The sequence below is a fragment of the Companilactobacillus sp. HBUAS59699 genome, from assembly GCF_036913575.1.
Lineage (GTDB): Bacteria > Bacillota > Bacilli > Lactobacillales > Lactobacillaceae > Companilactobacillus.
The window spans coordinates 513025-530913 of the sequence record NZ_JAYKTV010000002.1 but is presented as its reverse complement, the minus strand read 5'-3'; the positions used below and the strand labels follow the sequence as shown (position 1 = coordinate 530913).

20 protein-coding genes are annotated in these 17889 nt (G+C 37.2%); 13 read left to right on the top strand and 7 right to left on the bottom strand.

The features are described 5' to 3' along the window. Position 1: 1 nt before the first annotated feature. The 7 genes from U8519_RS06160 (at position 2) to U8519_RS06130 (ending at position 5138) form a co-directional block, all read left to right on the top strand. A complete protein-coding gene (locus tag U8519_RS06160; protein ID WP_334329427.1) occupies positions 2 to 739 on the top strand; it encodes an amino acid racemase in 738 nt (245 codons plus the stop codon). Between the two features lie 67 nt (positions 740 to 806). Further along, a complete protein-coding gene (locus tag U8519_RS06155) occupies positions 807 to 1364 on the top strand; it encodes a hypothetical protein (RefSeq protein ID WP_334329426.1) in 558 nt (185 codons plus the stop codon). A 94-nt stretch (positions 1365 to 1458) separates the two neighbouring features. Beyond that, on the top strand, positions 1459 to 2343 hold the full coding sequence (locus U8519_RS06150; RefSeq protein WP_334329425.1) for a metal ABC transporter solute-binding protein, Zn/Mn family: 885 nt from the start codon (positions 1459 to 1461) through the stop codon (positions 2341 to 2343). A 104-nt stretch (positions 2344 to 2447) separates the two neighbouring features. Then, the gene (locus U8519_RS06145; protein ID WP_334329424.1) at positions 2448 to 3107 is read left to right on the top strand and encodes a metal ABC transporter ATP-binding protein; all 660 of its coding nucleotides are present in this window, start codon (positions 2448 to 2450) and stop codon (positions 3105 to 3107) included. A 13-nt stretch (positions 3108 to 3120) separates the two neighbouring features. Beyond that, positions 3121 to 3918: a metal ABC transporter permease gene (locus U8519_RS06140; RefSeq protein ID WP_334329423.1), complete on the top strand. Its 798-nt coding sequence runs from the start codon at positions 3121 to 3123 to the stop codon at positions 3916 to 3918. 25 nt (positions 3919 to 3943) lie between these two features. Beyond that, entirely contained in the window at positions 3944 to 4372 is a 429-nt protein-coding gene (locus tag U8519_RS06135; protein WP_334329422.1) for a GtrA family protein, read from the top strand. A 271-nt stretch (positions 4373 to 4643) separates the two neighbouring features. Continuing rightward, on the top strand, positions 4644 to 5138 hold the full coding sequence (locus tag U8519_RS06130; RefSeq protein WP_334329421.1) for a hypothetical protein: 495 nt from the start codon (positions 4644 to 4646) through the stop codon (positions 5136 to 5138). 521 nt (positions 5139 to 5659) lie between these two features. Here the strand turns inward: U8519_RS06130 and scrK are convergent. Then, on the bottom strand, positions 5660 to 6532 hold the full coding sequence (gene scrK / locus U8519_RS06125; protein WP_334329420.1) for a fructokinase ScrK: 873 nt from the start codon (positions 6530 to 6532) through the stop codon (positions 5660 to 5662). A 162-nt stretch (positions 6533 to 6694) separates the two neighbouring features. Between scrK and U8519_RS06120 the strand changes: the two genes are divergently transcribed. The 3 genes from U8519_RS06120 (at position 6695) to U8519_RS06110 (ending at position 10494) form a co-directional block, all read left to right on the top strand. After that, on the top strand, positions 6695 to 7672 hold the full coding sequence (locus U8519_RS06120; protein WP_334329419.1) for a LacI family DNA-binding transcriptional regulator: 978 nt from the start codon (positions 6695 to 6697) through the stop codon (positions 7670 to 7672). Between the two features lie 153 nt (positions 7673 to 7825). After that, complete coding sequence (locus U8519_RS06115; protein WP_334329418.1) at positions 7826 to 9049, top strand: MFS transporter; 1224 nt, start codon at positions 7826 to 7828, stop codon at positions 9047 to 9049. 14 nt (positions 9050 to 9063) lie between these two features. Then, on the top strand, positions 9064 to 10494 hold the full coding sequence (locus tag U8519_RS06110; protein ID WP_334329417.1) for a glycoside hydrolase family 32 protein: 1431 nt from the start codon (positions 9064 to 9066) through the stop codon (positions 10492 to 10494). Positions 10495 to 10621: 127 nt separating this feature from the next. Here U8519_RS06110 and U8519_RS06105 read toward each other — a convergent pair whose 3' ends face one another. After that, positions 10622 to 12229, bottom strand: coding sequence for a putative polysaccharide biosynthesis protein (locus tag U8519_RS06105; protein ID WP_334329416.1), 1608 nt, complete (start codon positions 12227 to 12229; stop codon positions 10622 to 10624). A 21-nt stretch (positions 12230 to 12250) separates the two neighbouring features. Further along, entirely contained in the window at positions 12251 to 12622 is a 372-nt protein-coding gene (locus tag U8519_RS06100) for a DUF1304 domain-containing protein (protein WP_334329415.1), read from the bottom strand. Positions 12623 to 12822: 200 nt separating this feature from the next. Between U8519_RS06100 and U8519_RS06095 the strand changes: the two genes are divergently transcribed. The 3 genes from U8519_RS06095 to U8519_RS06085 all read left to right on the top strand — a co-directional run bounded on the left by U8519_RS06095 (position 12823) and on the right by U8519_RS06085 (position 16296). Further along, positions 12823 to 13749, top strand: coding sequence for a DMT family transporter (locus tag U8519_RS06095; RefSeq protein WP_334329414.1), 927 nt, complete (start codon positions 12823 to 12825; stop codon positions 13747 to 13749). 72 nt (positions 13750 to 13821) lie between these two features. Beyond that, positions 13822 to 14376, top strand: coding sequence for a TetR/AcrR family transcriptional regulator (locus U8519_RS06090; RefSeq protein ID WP_334329413.1), 555 nt, complete (start codon positions 13822 to 13824; stop codon positions 14374 to 14376). Between the two features lie 120 nt (positions 14377 to 14496). Next, complete coding sequence (locus tag U8519_RS06085) at positions 14497 to 16296, top strand: oleate hydratase (protein ID WP_334329412.1); 1800 nt, start codon at positions 14497 to 14499, stop codon at positions 16294 to 16296. 75 nt (positions 16297 to 16371) lie between these two features. Here U8519_RS06085 and U8519_RS06080 read toward each other — a convergent pair whose 3' ends face one another. The 4 genes from U8519_RS06080 to U8519_RS06065 all read right to left on the bottom strand — a co-directional run bounded on the left by U8519_RS06080 (position 16372) and on the right by U8519_RS06065 (position 17888). Further along, a complete protein-coding gene (locus tag U8519_RS06080) occupies positions 16372 to 16680 on the bottom strand; it encodes a nucleoside triphosphate pyrophosphohydrolase (protein WP_334329411.1) in 309 nt (102 codons plus the stop codon). 64 nt (positions 16681 to 16744) lie between these two features. Beyond that, positions 16745 to 16951, bottom strand: coding sequence for a helix-turn-helix domain-containing protein (locus tag U8519_RS06075; protein ID WP_334329410.1), 207 nt, complete (start codon positions 16949 to 16951; stop codon positions 16745 to 16747). Then, positions 16948 to 17424, bottom strand: a complete 477-nt coding sequence (locus tag U8519_RS06070; protein ID WP_334329409.1) for a DUF2975 domain-containing protein — start codon at positions 17422 to 17424, stop codon at positions 16948 to 16950. Before U8519_RS06070 ends, U8519_RS06075 begins: the two co-directional genes overlap by 4 nt. Continuing rightward, positions 17421 to 17888, bottom strand: coding sequence for a DUF2975 domain-containing protein (locus tag U8519_RS06065; RefSeq protein ID WP_334329408.1), 468 nt, complete (start codon positions 17886 to 17888; stop codon positions 17421 to 17423). The genes U8519_RS06070 and U8519_RS06065 overlap by 4 nt, the downstream gene beginning before the upstream one ends. Between the last annotated feature and the right edge of the window lies 1 nt (position 17889).

The window sequence follows — 17889 nt, the reverse complement described above, 5'->3', positions numbered from 1 at the left end:
TATGAAAAACTTCTTTACAGTTATTGGTGGCATGGGAACTCTTGCCACAGAAAGTTATATCCACTTATTAAATCAACGAACACCGATCACAAAAGATCAAGATTACATGGATTACATTATTGTTAACCATGCGACGGTTCCAGATCGGACAGCACATATTTTAGATAATTCTCAACCTAGTTTTTTGCCACCATTGGTTGAAGATTTGAAGCAACAGAGTTTGTTGAATCCTGCTTTTATGGTGATTATTTGCAATACAGCACATTATTACTACAAAGAATTACAGGCAGCAACTGATATTCCGTTGATCCACATGCCACACTTGGCTATTTCAACGATGAAAAAAGAATATCCTAATGCTAAAAAAGTTGGTCTGATCGCTACCAAAGGTACGATCGAGGATCATATTTATGAGAATGAAATTAAAGACGCTGGCTTCGATTACACCTTGGGTGATCAACAGATCCGGGATGATGTCGAGAGCTTGATCTATGATGACATCAAGGAAAAGGGTCACATGAACGCTAAGAAGTATTATGATATCTTGAAGCGGATGTACAATGAATTCAATTGTGACGTGATTGTTTTGGGATGTACAGAATTATCCTACGCTCAAGAAAAAGCTTCAGATCATCCTTACAACGTCATCGATGCTCAAAGTATCGTCGTTGATAAGTCGATCGAATTGGGAACAATGCTCCGTAAAGGTGAAAAGATCGATTTTTCTAAGATTTATTAACGTTTCTTGTCTAATATTGCATTAGTTAGAAATCCCCATCTATAATTGAAGCTAGGAGGTACTGATTATGTTTAAAAAAATCACGCTTGCGACATTAGTACTATCTGGTGTCTTATTAGCCGGATGTTCTAATCAATCAGCAAGCTCAAATGGTTCTGATACTAAGTCAGAACAAACACAAAAGAGTACCAAAGAAGCAACACCAAAGAAATCTGAAAAAACAGTAACTAAGAGTGATAGCCAAACAACTAACAACGATACTGATGATTCTGAAAGTGCTACTGCCGATTCCCAGAAAAAAACTACCACTGGTGATACTGGCACACAGACCGGTAACAGTGATAGCACAACTTCATCAACCGATGCAGATAATCAACAAAATGCACAAAACACACAAGACAGTACATCAAATGTTAATTTAACCACATCTAATCAGGCAATTGAATATTTGGCTAATGCCTTGAGTACGACTTATGACAATGCAAATACTCAATATGTTGCCAATGGCAAGATAACTTGGAATGATGTAACTGGTTATCAGATCAATGTTTATCTAAAAGGTGCTGATTCACCAGCAGGCAGTTATCTTGTTCAAGCCAATGGTCAATACTCACAGATCTGGTAGAGCTTGATTTGCTTGCCTTTGTAGTTAATATTCGATACTATTCTAGAGGTTGGGATTTAATCCTGAGCTCTATTTTTTTGTGGAAGGAAATAATATGCGCATCGGACGAAGAGAAAAAATAATAGTCATGTCAATCTTAATGATGGTAGTGATCTTGGGAGGCTGTACGCAGACTAAGCACGCTCAAAATACTATTACGACAACTGTTAATACTTATAAAGAACCAGTTCAAAGTGTTGTTGGTAACAAGTATCATGTCGAATCGATCATTAAATCTGTTAACGTCGATCCGCATAGCTTCTCACCATCGAATAATAATGCTAAGCAGATTGCTGACTCAAAACTGATCGTATCAAATGGGTTGGGATACGATGATTGGGTCAATAAATTAGTGACTGCCAATAGTCAAGATAAGAACTTGATCGATTTTTCGAGTGACGTTTTGCATAAAAAGAACGGTGATAATGAGCACGTTTGGTTCGGTGTGTCTAATGTCCAAAAACTCAGCCGTGCAGTTTATCTAAAGATGTCTCAAGAAGAACCAAAAAATAAAGAATATTATAAAAATAATTATCAGCAGTATTCACAAAAATTGAATAAGTTGATTGTCCGTGAACAGAAGTTGAAGCAAAAACTAAACGGCAAGAAGGCCTATGTTACTGAGCCCTTACCATATTATCTGTTGCAGGATCTAGGTGTAACGATTGATAATCCTCATTTTGCCAAAGCCATTGAAGATGATACTGATCCGTCAATTTCGGATATTGAGAACATGCAACAAGGATTAAAGAAACATCAAGTGGACTTCTTGGTGGTAAATAAACAAGTTACTAGTGGAATAATTACTAAGATGACAAGTTTGGCCAAAAAGAATAACGTTCCGATAATTTATTTCACGGAGACATTGCCTAGTGATTTAGGCTATTATCAATGGATGAATGATAACTTAAATCAGATTGAAAAAATTGTAAATAAGTAGTTTTAGTTGTAAATGATAATTTTTACTATTTACAAAAATGATAATTTTGTTTATCCTGTAATATATTGATGCAAATGGATGAAAGGCCTGTGAAGGAATAACTAGTGATTGAAGCGAAGAATTTAACTAAAAAATTTGGAAAACAATTAGTTTTTAAAGATGTAAATTTTAAAATCAACGACGGTGAATTTATTAGTCTAGTCGGGCCTAACGGTTCCGGTAAAACAACACTCGTAAAGATAATTATGGGTATGGAAAAAAAGACCGCCGGTGAATTGATTATGGATAAGAAACAGACGGTCGGCTATGTTCCGCAGTTTCGTAATATCGATATTGATTATCCACTGGATATCGAGAGTTTTGTACGTCTTAACTTGAAGTTCACCATGAGTCCGAAAAAACGGGCTGAAAATAATGAGTTGATCCAGCAGATTCTTGAGAAAACACGATTGACACATTTGCGTAAAAGACCTTTAGGATTGGCATCTGGTGGGGAAAAGCAAAAAGCCTATTTGGCCCAAGCTTTGTTGAATGATCCCCAAGTTTTGATTCTGGATGAATCAACGGCTAGTCTGGATGTTGAAGTTAAGATGCAATTGATGGATCTAGTTCAAGAATTAAATGAAAAATATAATTTGACAGTGATCTTTATCACTCACGATTATGATTTGACGAAGAAATATACTCATCGAGCTTTGTTCTTTGAGAATAATACGATCAAACCGATCGGCGTCGATGAAATTTCAGAAGCAATGTTTGAGTGAGGTGGGATAGAGTATGTTTGGATATGAATTTATGAGAGAGGCTTTTATAGCTAGTACTTTTATCGCTATAACGGCTGGATTAGTTGGAGTTTTTGTTGTTTCAAGGAATATGTCATTTTTATCGCACACACTTTCTGAAATCGGTTTTGCGGGTGCATCGTTCGGTATTTTAATTGGAATATCGCCATTGGCTGGGATGATAATCTTCACCATGGTCAGTTCGATCGCGGTTGGTTCTCTGAGTTCGGAGTCGTCACGCCGTGAAGCTTCGATCAGTGCCATATCGTCGTTATTTATTGGTTTAGGAATTCTGTTCCTATCGCTATCTTCAGAGTCGAGCAGTTATGCAACTAATATCTTGTTCGGTAGTATTGTCGGTATTAGTTCTAAAGAAGTACATCAGTTGATGATCTTGGCATTAGTGGTTATCTTTATTTTTATCATTTTCTATAAGCCATTAGCGTTTGATTCATTTGACCATATCGGTGCGCGTTCAGCCGGCTTGCCGACTCGTATGCTTTCGATCGCATTTCTTGTGACTCTAGCTCTGAGTGTTAGTATTGGGGCGCAGATCGTTGGCTCGTTGTTAGTCTTTATTTTACTGACCCTGCCTGGCGCTACTGCTAAATATCTGGTACACTCAGTTCCTAAGTTAATTATGGTTTCAGTCGGATTGTCGCTAGCTGGTGTCTGGTTAGGATTGTACTTGGCGTTTATTACCAACTGGCCAGTTACATTCTTTATTTCCGCTTTTGAAGTTATTGCCTATTTCCTAGGACTGACTTATAAAAATTGGAAACTAAATCACTAGAGAGCTCACGGGAGAACTATTCGTTATGGATATAAAAGAATTATGGAATAAATATAAAGATGCGATACCGTATTTGATATTTGGTGTTTTGACAACAGTCGTAAATTACGTAGGTTTTTGGTTTTTTACTTATATAGCAGGTTGGAATTATCAACTAGCGAATGCTTTTGCCTACTTGTTGTCAGTGATCTTCGCATATGTGACTAACAAATTATGGGTATTTGATTCACATACGAATACAATGAAGGCATTCTTGCTAGAGATGGGATCGTTCTTCTTGTTCCGTGGAGGTTCATGGATCATCGATCAAGGAACAATGACGATCGGTGTCTCACTGCTTCACATTAATGATATGATCGTAAAATTATTTGCGAATGTCTTTGTAGTTGTTTTGAATTATATTTTTAGTAAATTTATTATTTTCCGTAAGCGCGAAAAATTAGATGGCAAATAAGCATACCTGGCAGCAATGCCGAGTATGCTTATTTTTTTACTATAGAATTATTGATCATTCTGGCATAGTGTTCCAGCCAAAGTAAATGTACTAAACAAACTAAAAAAACTACAACAGAGCAGACAACTAAAGTTAAAAATGTGTTGTCGCCGGTAGTCCGAACGAGAACTAATCCATATACCAAACGTCTGGCATTTTCACACCTTATATTTTGATATATTAATTAAATTATTAAATAATAATGTCAAAAATATACAGGTAGGTGAATGTCATGGGATGGAGTTTTGGTAAAAAGCAATCTTATGAATTACTAATGAGTTCGATACTTATATCAATTTTGATATTTCTAATGGCTTTCGTTATAACGGATCTGATTTGGGTCAGTAGTGTAGTTATGGTGGTTGGGTTTATAGCACTGACAATTGGAATCTTTCCGCTATATCTTCCTAAAATGATCAGTTACTTGCAGGTTAATTTGAAGGGTATTGAGTATTACAATATCGGCAGTTGGAAAGATCGAATCAAGATTATTTTTGAACCAAATAAGTTTCAACTAAGCTGTGTTAATTATCGAGATATGAATGACATTAGCGTTATAACGGCTAGACAAAATGTGGATGCTGATGTTGAAATGAATTCTAAAAGTGGGGTGTTGATCACTAAGAAGAATCACAATAATATTTTTGTGGATGTGTCTTGGTATGACACGGTTGACAATCCTATTTTTGATCGTGCAATGGAGTTTGTTCAGAGTTGTACTAGGTGAGGTGCAGTGGTTTGTCTTGCCGCTTCCGGTCAGCAGTAATTCCATCAGTGGCGGGACCGATCTTAGCCAAAAGGCGGTCTAAGATCTCGCTTTCTTGCTTTGCATAAATCGCAAATCAAGAAAGACGTCCGTGCTGTAAATGCGGAAAATCACCGCATTAACACCACTTTCGCTACTGATTCCATTACTGCTGACCGGAAGCTAAGTTATTCTAGGATAAAAATAATAGCGCATAACGATTGTTTGGATGTAATTTATCCATTTATCGTTACGTGCTATTTTCATTTGTAAATTGGAAATTTCAATAATGAAATCACTTTAGATTAGGTACTAATTTAAAATTAGCTGATGAGGTTCAACAAAGGAATCCGCCGTAAAAGTGTTCTTAGCGATTTATCGCTTAGAACATTGGACGACTTGGAAGACTACAGGCTTCCAAGCGAGGTCGAAGACTGAGACCGGTCCACGGCAGATGGAGTTGTTGAACCTCATCTGCGGTAGCGATCAGCCCCAAAATAATACTATTCCTGAAGCTCACGAACAGCCAAGGCAAAATCACCTAGTGTGGCTGAACCATTGTTCTTAACAATTGGCATAGTAATATATTTTTCAAGTTCTGGGACTACGACATAATCGTTTAGCAGTGTTTTGAATTGTTCACGCACCTTGACTAAGAATGGCTCGCTGACAACTCCACCACCGAAGACGATTTTGTCAGGACGAAGGATCAGGGTGGCTTGAATAGCAGCTTGAGCAACATAGTAGGCCATTATATCCCAGGTGTGATCTGTCAAAGGAACGTCTTTGCCAGGTTTGCCTAGACGTGCATCGAAGGTTGGTCCAGCAACTAGCCCTTCAAGACAATCGCCATGGAATGGACAGATTCCTTTGAAATCTAGGTCATCTGGATGGCGCTTGAGTAAAGTGTGTCCCATTTCAGGATGTCCCATTCCGCCGACGAATTTACCGTCAGAAATAGCACCGGCACCGACGCCAGTACCGATAGTGTAGTAAACTAGAGAATCGATTTTTTCGTTAGACAGTGTCGACATCACGTATTCGCCATAAGCTGAACCATTGACGTCAGTTGTCCAAAACATGGGAACTTTTAATTCCTTTTTTAATGTGCCAATGAAGTCAGTGTCTTGCCAACCTGGCTTTGGCGTTGAAGTTATATAACCGAATTTAGGTGAATTCTTACGTAATTCGATCGGACCAAATGAAGCAACTCCGAGAGCTTCGATATCGAATTGTTTAAAGTAATCAATGCTTTTTTGTAGAGTCTCTTCCGGTGTTGTTGTGGGGAACTGCGTACTATCCTTGATACGATAGTCTTCGTCACCTATAGCACAAACAAATTTGGTTCCACCTGCTTCTATACTTCCAACTAACAATTTAAGTTCCTCCTGTATTTGAAAAATTCTGCAATCGCTTTCGATGATTTAAGATACCATTACAAAAACTGACCGTCAATTGCAATTATTCCAGATTGGGTTAAAAAACATAGGATTACTGTATAATGGATTTATCAGATTCAAGGATATAGGTGAATTTAAATGGCAGTCAAAATAGATGATGTAGCAAGGGTTGCAGGAGTTTCTAAAACTACTGTTTCGAGAGTTCTAAATAATCGTGGCTACTTAAGTGAAAAAACAATAAAAAAAGTTCATGATGCGATGGAAAAATTGAATTACCAACCTAATGCTGTGGCACGACAACTTTATAAAAAAGAAACTAAGCTAGTTGGTTTGATTTTCCCCACGGTTGATAATCCTTTCTTTGGTCAATTAGTGGCTTCACTAGAAAAAAGATTATTTGATGCGGGGTTTAAAGTATTAATTGGTAATTCCATGAATGATTCGTTAAAAGAAGAGACTTACTTAAAGGAATTAATTTCTAATCAAGTAGATGGATTAATTGTTGGTGCTCAAAATCGTGGCATTGATGAATATCATAAGGCAAATTTACCGATTGTTGCGATTGATAGAGTTATGAATGAAGATATACCTGTCATTGCATCTGATAATTACATGGGCGGAAAGCTGGCTACTGAATTGTTGATAAATAGTGGTGCGACTCACATTATGAATACTGACGGACCAGTTAATCTAGAGACACCGGCACATCGTAGACGAGAAGCTTACGAAGATGTAATGAAAAAGCACAATATGATACCTCACACCTATTTGGTTGATTTTAGTTGGGATATTGATCGCAAAAAGCAAGAAATTGAAAAAATGTTTGCGATGTATCCTGATATGAATGGTATTTTTGTCACAAATGATATGGATGCTGCATTGGTTTGGCAAACTGCTACAAGGTTAGGATATCAAGTTCCAGAGGATCTAAAAATCGTAGGGTATGATGGTGCCAATACCACAAGAGTGCTTCTGCCTGAACTTACTACCATCGAGCAGCCAGTTGAAGAAATGTCTAAGATTGCTGTAGATACTTTGATTGCTAGGATAAATGGCAATGAAACACCATTAGAACAAATAATTCCAGTTAAAGTCTGGAAAGGGAAATCAATTTAAGTTTTAGTTAGGGCTAATTTGCTCTAACTAATTTTTTTGTAATTTTATGATAACCGGTTGACATATATTATGTTAGCGATTACAATACTTTTTGAAAACGTTTTAGTAATTATATGTCAACCGGTTGATATAAAATAAATTGGGAGAACTACTATGAGAAAACAAGTATATTTCAAGCTAAGTGCATTTTTTTTCTTCTTCTTCGTTAGTTGGTCCGCTTGTTATTCACTATTTGCTATTTGGTTAGGTCAAGAGATTCACCTGAACGGTGCAGCTACGGGATTAATTTTTGGTATTAATGCTGGATTTACTTTGGTCATGCAACCTCTTTATGGATTTATTTCAGATAAACTTGGAATCCGTAAGAATTTACTAATAGGATTAAGTGGTATTTTGATTTTTACGGGTCCATTTTTCATTTATGTTTATGGTCCCTTATTAAAATACAATGTTTTACTAGGATCTATTATTGGTGGCCTATTCTTAGGTATTGGTTATCTAGCTTCGTGTGGTGCAATCGAATCGTATGTTGAAAAAATTAGTCGTAAGTATGACTTTGAATACGGTAGAGCTCGGATGTGGGGTTCATTAGGCTGGGCAGCCGCAACTTTCTTTGCAGGACAATTATTTAATATTAATCCAAATTATAATTTCTGGATTGCATCAATTGCTGCAATTGTAATGTTTCTAATTATGCTATCTCTTAAAATTGAAATTTCAGATGTTGAAGTTAAAAAAGCCCAATCAGTTAAAGTCGCCGATGTATTCAATCTATTTAAAATGAAAGATTTTTGGTTCTTTATCGTTTTCGTACTTGGTGTGACATGTGTCTACGGAGTTTATGATCAACAATTTCCAAGATACTTTGCAGAACAATTTAGTACTGTCAAAGAAGGAAACTTGATGTTCGGTTATCTCAATTCTTTCCAAGTATTTTTGGAAGCAGGAATGATGTTTTTAGCACCAAAAATAGTTAATAAGTTAGGAGCTAGAAATTCTCTATTATTGGCAGGATTTTTGATGGCATTTCGTATAACTGGTTCAGGAATCGTCAATGGTCCGATTTTGATTTCGATGATGAAGTTGATTCACTCAATTGAATTACCAATTTTACTTGTTTCTGTCTTTAAATATCTTGATGCTAATTTTGAGTCAAGATTATCGTCAATTCTTTATTTAGTTGGATATCAATTTTCAGGACAAATAGGAACGATTGTCTTGTCATCCTTAGTTGGAAAATTGTATGACCAAATGGGATTCAAGACCACATATTTATATTTAGGAATTTTTGTATTTATATTCGCAATAATAGCTGTATTTACTTTGAAAAAATCAAATGAGCGAGAACTCGATACTTCACAAATAGGTCACGCTTAAAACAGGAGATAATTATGCAAACAATTTTAAAGCCAATTGAAATAACGAATGATCGTTATCGTTTAGGATATCACGTTGCTGCTAAATCTGGATGGATCAATGATCCTAATGGATTCTGTTATTTTAAAGGATATTATCATATTTTTTATCAACACTATCCTTTTGCTGCTGAATGGGGTCCAATGCATTGGGGTCACGCTCGTAGTAAAGACTTAGTTCATTGGGAAACATTACCAATAGCTTTGAATCCAGGGGATAAAGAAGATGAAGATGGATGTTTTTCAGGTAGTGCTGTGGTTCATAACGGTAAGATGTACTTAATTTATACTGGTCATCACTATTATCCTGGTGATGATAATCCTGATCATTTTTGGCAAAATCAAAATTTAGCTATCAGTGAAGATGGAATTCACTTTGAAAAATATGAGAACAATCCGATTATCGCTCAAGCCCCTGAAGACAATACGCAACATTTTAGAGATCCAAAGGTTTGGTATGAAAATGGTAGTTGGTATCTTATTTTGGGTAGCCAAGGAAACGATAATCTAGGACGAGTATTAATTTATAGATCTGATAATCTGATTGATTGGAATTATTTAGGGCCTGTTGCTAAATCAGTTGATCTTAAAAAAGAAGGATATATGTGGGAATGTCCAGACTTCTTTAGATTAGGTGATAAGCAAGTATTGTTGATGTCGCCTCAAGGGATTGAGTCTGACGGTATTCATTTTAATAATGAGAATGAAACTGGCTATGTTACTGGGAAATTTAGTTATACGGATAACAAATTTGAACGTAGTAATTTCCAAGAATTGGATAGTGGTCATGATTTCTATGCAACACAAACATTATTAGCACCCGATGGTCGTAGATTATTATTTGGATGGATGGATATGTGGGGTAGCAAGTTCCCCGAAAAGGAAGACGGCTGGTCAGGAGCTTTAACATTTCCGCGTGAATTAAGTTTAAAAGATGATAAATTGTATATGAAACCAGTTGATGAACTGAAGTTACTCCGTAAAGAAGAATTGTTGAAAGGCAAGTCAGATATTACTGGTGATTATCCATTAGAATTCAGTAGTAAACAATATGAAGCATTGATCGAATTGAATACAAAAAATGCAGCTGAATTAGGATTTGTGCTAACTGATTTAAATAATAATAAAATTTTGCAGTTTAAATATTCTAAAAAGAATAATCACGTTTCAGTTGTCAGACAAGGAAATGATGGAGTTAGAGAAACTATAATCCGCAAAACTGATAATTTAAGGTTACACATATTAGTGGATACTAGTTCGGTAGAGATATTTATTAATGATGGAGAAGCTACTTTTACAGAAAGAATTTATAGTGAAGACTCACTTAAATTTAATTTATTATCAGACGAAGAAGTATCAGCTACTTATGATATTTACCAACTAGATACGAATGCAATTGAATACTAAAAAAACAGCCAATCGGCTGTTTTTTTTTTTAATATTTCTTTTTCGTACGGATTTAATTTTTTAATAATTGACTGATCTTTTATGGTAATCATTTCTGCTTTTGATGCTTTGAATGTATCAAACAATTTTAATAAATATCAGTTCCACGAATCTCTTTCAAGATCTTCATTGAACCATCTTTGTAAGCGAGAATTCCGTAAACGATGATTCCAAACACTGCACAGATCGACAGAATGATGGCTGCACCGATCTTGGTTTGACCATTGATAAACTTAGATAGTAGAACGTCAGCTCCATAAACGACGATTAACATAATTGCAGAATCGATGACGATTTTGATCAATTTAATTCCCAATAACTTATCAACGATCTTATATTGCTTGTTGATGATTCTAAAGGCAAAGTGACCCATGATCATGAAGGCTATTGTTGTAGCTACGACTGGTCCGAAGGCTCCCATGTAGATCGTCAAAGGATATTGCAAAGCAGCTTTGATCAAGTAGGCAATGACTAGGAATATCATTGATGTTTTGGTTTTATTATCAACTTGCAGAACGTTCTCTAGGATCATGAAGACGCAGTAGAAAAAGGCCTCGATACATGAAACGGCTAATATTTCTGTACCTAATTTGCTAGGGATATAAAAGGCAGTCCACAAATGGCGGCCGATACCGATCATCCCGAAGGTGGCAGGTAAGATAATAAAGACGGTAAATTGAACCATATTTCTTAGTAACTTCTGGATATTTTCGTACTTAGACTTACGACTGATCAAGGCAGATAAGGCTGGGATGATCGAAGCTGAAACGGAGATGGCTAGAGAAACTAAAACCATGATCAGTTTGTTAGCTTGGAATCCAAACATTGAATACAGATTATCGATCGTGCGTTGACTAGCGTGTAAGACATTTTGGTAGATCAAAACGAATGTTGTTTGGTCAAATAGTTGCAATACCGTCATGATGGTATCAACTAATAGGAATGGTATCGCCGACTTCAACATTGAACCAAAGTTGACTTGGGTCAGTTCACTGTCGGGTACTTCGGCTGAAGTCTTGATGTCTTCAGCAGGAATTGACTTCCGAACTCTGAATCGCATCCAGATCAGGAAGATATAAGCCAATGTAGCACCGATGAAGGAAGCAAAGGTCGACTGATTAACAGCACTCATATAGCTGCCCTTTTGCATGATCATGATGGTATACGTTGCATAGAGCATGTAAGCAACACGGGCAATTTGCTCGATAACTTGTGAAAAGGCTGAGAATGAAATGAAAGCATAACCTTGAATGTATCCACGCATAATTCCTAATGCTGGAATAATCAAGATGGCCACACTTAAGTATTTGATCGGTGTAACGACACGCATGTCTCCGGCAGCGAAAATTATTGCAACATACTTAGCACCGAAGAACATGAAACCAGCTAGTACGATCCCAACCAATGTCATATAGAATGTGTATTTCTTCAGGAGCTTTTCACTTTGATCGTAACGCCCCAACGCATTGTGAGCCGCAACTTCCTTAGAAATAGCTGATGGAATACCAGCTGTAGCGATGATCAGGAACAAGTTGTAGATATTGTAGACCTTACCGTATAACGCATTGGCTGCTCCTAAAGCAACTGGACCAATCCAAATGTTCCACGGAATGATATAGATAACAGCCAGGATTCTTGAAAAAATTCCTGAGATTGATATCCAAAGTGAACTTTTAAGTAGTGAATCTTTTTTCATGAACGAATTTCCAATCTATTACTATTTGTAAAATATTAATACAAAAATCAGTGCTATTAGTGCAGGTAATCCTTGAAGATAAAGGATTTTTTTAGTAGCTGTAAAGGCACCATAAACAGCAACGACGATAATATAGATCAATAATAATATCATGATAGTTTTTAAAACTGAGCCAGTGAAGAATAAGATCATGGCTAGGATCAGGACGCCTAACATCCCGTTGTAGATACCTTGGTTCGATAGAGCAGCTTGTGATTCTTTTTGTTTTACAAAGTTTAATGGCATATCGAAGGCGGCAGCTTGTTTTTCTGGGGCCGCAAATATTTCTAAGACAGCAATTCCAATATGTTCTAAGGCCACTAGTGACACTAGAAATAATGTAAGAATCTCCATAGATAATTCCCCTCCTCTTAGGGTATGTCTACTATAATAAACTGTTTTAGACCTGTAAACAACTTGATAATGTTTTACAGAAAATAGTCCAGAGAGCAATCTATACTTAAACCGGTTTTTGTTTAATAATATGTTTGATGATATTAAATTAGCTCACAAAATTTTCTTTGGTAATACTTAACAGCGTTAGGAGAGATTTTATGGTAATTCTTATTTTGATTCCCATTTTAATTGGGAGTGGCTTGGCGATACAAACGGCGGTCAACTCTAAATTACGTGAATATGTTGGCTCTCCTTATATGGCTTCAACGATATCTTTCACGATTGGCGCGTTGTTTCTGATTGTTTTGACACTATTGAGTTCAGTTGATCCGTTGATCCCAATGGATACTTTTGCCCACAATCCTTGGTGGATCTGGATCGGTGGGGTGTTAGGTGTTATTGCGCTGACGGTCAATCTGTTGTTATTCCCCCGTCTAGGCAGTATTCAGACGGCAGTTTTACCGTTGTTCGGTCAGATCATCATGGGACTGATCATTGACCAGTTCGGGCTCTTCTATGCTCCAAAATCAGGATTAACGTTAGTAAAATTTCTGAGCGCATTACTAGTATCAATAGGAATGTTAATGTCGACCGGGATGATTGGCAAACATCTGACAGGAGATAACAATAATAACTTATCCTTCCAGCTGATAGGTATCGGCTCGGGTTTACTGATGGCGAGTCAAGCGGCGATCAATGGTCATCTAGGAATAGTATTGAAGTCATCTACTCATGCGGCAATGATCTCATTTTTGGTAGGTGCTATTTTGCTTTGGATTTTGATCATAATTTTGCGTGTACCAGTGAAACAGACTAAGGTTGCCGTTCAAGCTGGTAAAAAATACTGGTGGATCTGGATCGGTGGCTTCTTAGGAGCAGCGTATGTCTTTGGTGTGGCGTGGTTAGTTCCGCAAATCGGTACGGGTCAAGTAGTAGTGATCACCTTATTTGGACAATTATTATTCAGTACATTGATCGATCAATTTGGCTTGTTTCAGTCATTCGTTAATAAAGTATCGGTAATTCGAATAATAGGATTAGTAGTGATGTTCATTGGTGTAGCGGGAATACACTTCTTAAAATGAAAACTAAGTGAAGAATTATTATTAAAAAAATTATATAATTAGGCCAACAGCTTCGTTGAAGGGATGGTCCTGATGCAAAATAATACTAAGAAAATTTTGTCCACTGCACTAGTCACCAATTTGGAAAAGAAACCCGTTGATAAAATTACTATCAAAGATATTGTGAATGAATGTGATTTGACCAGACAAACCTTCTATAATTATTTTTCAGACATTTATGAATTAGTCGAGTGGACGGCTAGTGAAGCAGCCGAAAAGGCGTTGGACAATGTTTCTGACTATGAAAATTGGCAACAAGGTTTTTACAATGTCATGATGGCGATCAAAGAGAATCAGTACTTGGTTATGAATACTTATCAGTCAATTTATCGGGACTTGTTAGAGGAATATATTTATCGAGTAATTTATAGTTATATCATTGTAGTTGTTGAAAGACAGGCGGTTGGAATGTCAGTGGATACTAAACATAAGGATTTCATCGCCCATTTTTATAGCTTAGCATTTATTTCGTTGATCTTTGAGTGGGTCAAAGATGGGATGAAAGACGATCCCAAGGAGATAGTTGAACAGACAGGTGTATTGGTACAAGGGGATTTCAAAAAAGCACTCAATAAATACGCCGAATAGTTTACAAACATGGAGAAGTGTAAAGATAATTTACACTTCTCTTTTTTTGTAAATTGTTTCTCCAATGTAGCGGGCTTATCTTAGATTCAGGGCAGATGAGAAACGAAAGAAGGTTGTAATATGAACATTTATAAGACAATGTACCATCCTCATAAACCTGCTGGGATCGATGACCGTAAAGCTAACATTGTTGGTGGAGGAATCGCTGGTCTGGCAACAGCAGTCTTTTTGATCGATGATGCCAAAATGCCGGCTAGAAACATTACCATTTATGAGAAGAAACCAGTCATGGGTGGTTCAATGGATGGAACGAAGAGTAATCAAGGTTATCTCTGTCGTGCTGAACGTGAATTGGAACCTTATATGGAATGTCTTTGGTACCTATGTAGTAAGATACCGTCATTAGAAAATGAAGGTAGAACTGTACTAGATGATGTTGTCGACTTCAATCGTGATGAGCCCATTCATACTGAAGCTCGCGTTATCGTTGATCAAGGTAAGATCGATGGTCACTATCATGAGTACAAACTGGCACCGCAGTACGCTGCCGCAATGAGTAAGATCGTAGCTTCTTCTGAAGAGGAGTTGGCTGATAAGAGTTTGAATGATTTCTTCGATAAGGGATTTTTCAAGACTAACTTTTGGGTTTGTTTCCACAGTCAATTAGCCTTCAAAGATTATCACAGTGTGATCGAATGTCGTCGCTACTGGCAAAGATTCACCTTTATCAATCGTCATGAATACCTCGAAGGATTCATTCATACCAAATATAACGAATATGACGCAATTATTCTTCCTATCGAGAGATTCTTGATCGACAAGGGTGTCAAATTTGTCAATAACTTTTCTGTTTATGACTTAGCACTGGATGATAAGAATGACACGGTTCAAGCAATCTTGGCTCATCAAGAAGGTGAGGAAGTCTCAGTTCCAGTCGACATGAAGGACTTGGTCTTTGTAACCACGGGTTCGATCAGTGAGAACAGTACTTTTGGTGACAACAAGACGGTTGCCATCACTAATACTGATACAAAAGACATGGTAACATTTACGATTTGGAAAAATTTAGCCGGAAAAGATACTAAGTTCGGACATCCGGAGAAATTCTTAGGTCAGATCGACAAGACCAAGTGGATCTCCTTCTTCCCAACTGTTAAAGGTTATCCTGAATTTTTCAAGCGGATCGAAGAGTTATCCGGAAGTAAAGCCGGTACAGGTGGTCTCATGACCTTCAGAGATTCCAATTGGGATATGTCATTTGAAATCCACCACAAACCATTCTTACCATATCAAGCTGACGACGAAGAAGTTGGCTGGGGCTATGGATTATACGGTGAAAACATCGGTAATTATGTCAAGAAGCGCATGTGGGATTGTACCGGGGACGAAATCCTGACGGAACTGTTGTATCACTTGGGGATGTTAGATATTAAGGACGAAGTACTAGCTCATACGTACATGTCGACTGCAATGATGCCATATTGTACTAGTCAATTCATGCCTAGAAAATTAGGTGATCGTCCTAAGGTCGTTCCTGAAGGATGCACTAATCTAGCTTTGCTGGGACAATTCGTAGAGATCGATGACGATGTTGTCTTCACTGTTGAAACTTCAGTCCGTACAGGATTAGAAGCAGTCTACACATTATTAAATGTTGAAAAAGATGTCTTAGAAGTGAACCCATCACGTTATGATATCCGTTATTTGTTGGAACGTATCAAGAGATTCAGAGGTATCAAAGGCAAAGTTACTGCTGATGACTTGCCAGCTATTACACCAGAATCTATTCCAGAAGTAACACAACAGTTGTTACATCTCGTAAATAATGTACCGCCATATTATCAAATGTACTTAGGGCGTGATAAGACAGTACCAACTAAGGTATCAGTCTTACACCCTAAAGCACCGCACTCAAAATAAAATAAACTCCCATAATATAAATAAACGTTATCTCTCTCAACCATAAAAAAGAGACCGCTACCCATGCGGTCTCTTTTAATCTTCATCTTTAATTTTCATGGCATACTTTTCTTCGAACTTACCACGCTGCATCACTTTTGACTGACGGATACTGTCCATCTCTTCATAAGTGATCGAAGCGTCGTCTAAGATTGCACGCATAACCTCTTCCAAGTCCCCCAACTCTTCAACGAGGTTAGCACGAGTATCAGCTGCCTTAACTTCTTTGGCTTCTTCAACTAATTTGTCGCGGAGCGACGTTCGATAGTCGTCATTCGATAAGACTTCGAATTCGGCCTTATCACCGGCAATATCTGGTATTTTGTCACGGACTAGTTTTTTCATATATATTCCCCCTAAAACGAATTACATAAATAGTCTGTAAGGGAATTTTACCATATTTATTGGTCTAGAGCTCTGATTTGTATTCTAAGATGTCACCTGGTTGGCAGTTTAGGGCTTTACAAATGGCCTCTAGAGTCGAGAATCGAATAGCTTTGGCTTTGCCGTTTTTGAGAATAGATAAGTTAGCCATGGTAACGCCGACCGCTTGAGAGAGCTCGGTCAGACTCATTTTTCTTTTGGCTAGCATAACGTCTAAATTAATTATTATCATATGAGTAACTCGGTTTCTTTTTTAGAATTTACTAGGTTTTGAGATAATTTTTGAAGGACGTGTACGAAAGTTCCGACCATTAATCCCAACATGATCAAGAACATTTCCATCATAATACCAACTGGTGAACAGTCGTCAGATTCTATCATAGTAAATAGCGGAAACATAACGGTATAGATGACGGTGATTGCATAGAATAGATTCTTGATTATCTTTAGTGAAGAAATACCAGTATTTGAGAATAGATGTTTGTGATCGATCAAGTGGAGTAAGCGCCAGGAGAAGAAAATAATGGCGTAGGAAAAAATCCCGGATAAGTATAAGCCGATCCCCATTAAGATCTTAAATATGAGGGCCATATCAGGTCGATCATTCCATGAAATCAAATCAGGAAAGAGATAGATACAGACTAGTGTTAATAAAAATAATATTAAACAGAGTACGATTCGTAATGGTATAGTTAATCTTCTCATGATGCCTCCTTTGAGGATCGCACAACGGATTGATTGATCCTTTGCAGTAAGTTGACGAATAGGCCCATTGCTGAAGCAAAAATCACAATGAATATTTCAACGGTGAATGGTGCTGGTGCGTGTTCGATATTCCCTAATACCCCAATGTCAAAAAATGCCAGGAGATAAATGATGGCGATCGAATAAAAGGCGAGCTTGATCATTCTCAACGCAAAGGTACCTGACTCAGAGAATATTCGTTTGTGATCGACTAGATAAAGCAAGCGCCAGGCAAAGAAAATTATTCCATAAGCTGCAAGGGCAGATGCAAAGAGAAAGAAGCCAAAGCTGATCAAAACGATTAAGCTAGCGCCACTCTTGGCCATCCATGTTAATAGTCCGGGAAAAAACACAAAAGTAAAGTGGCTCAATATGGCGGTGATCAATAAAAGAATAAATCTCAAAAATATCGTAAGTATTTTCATA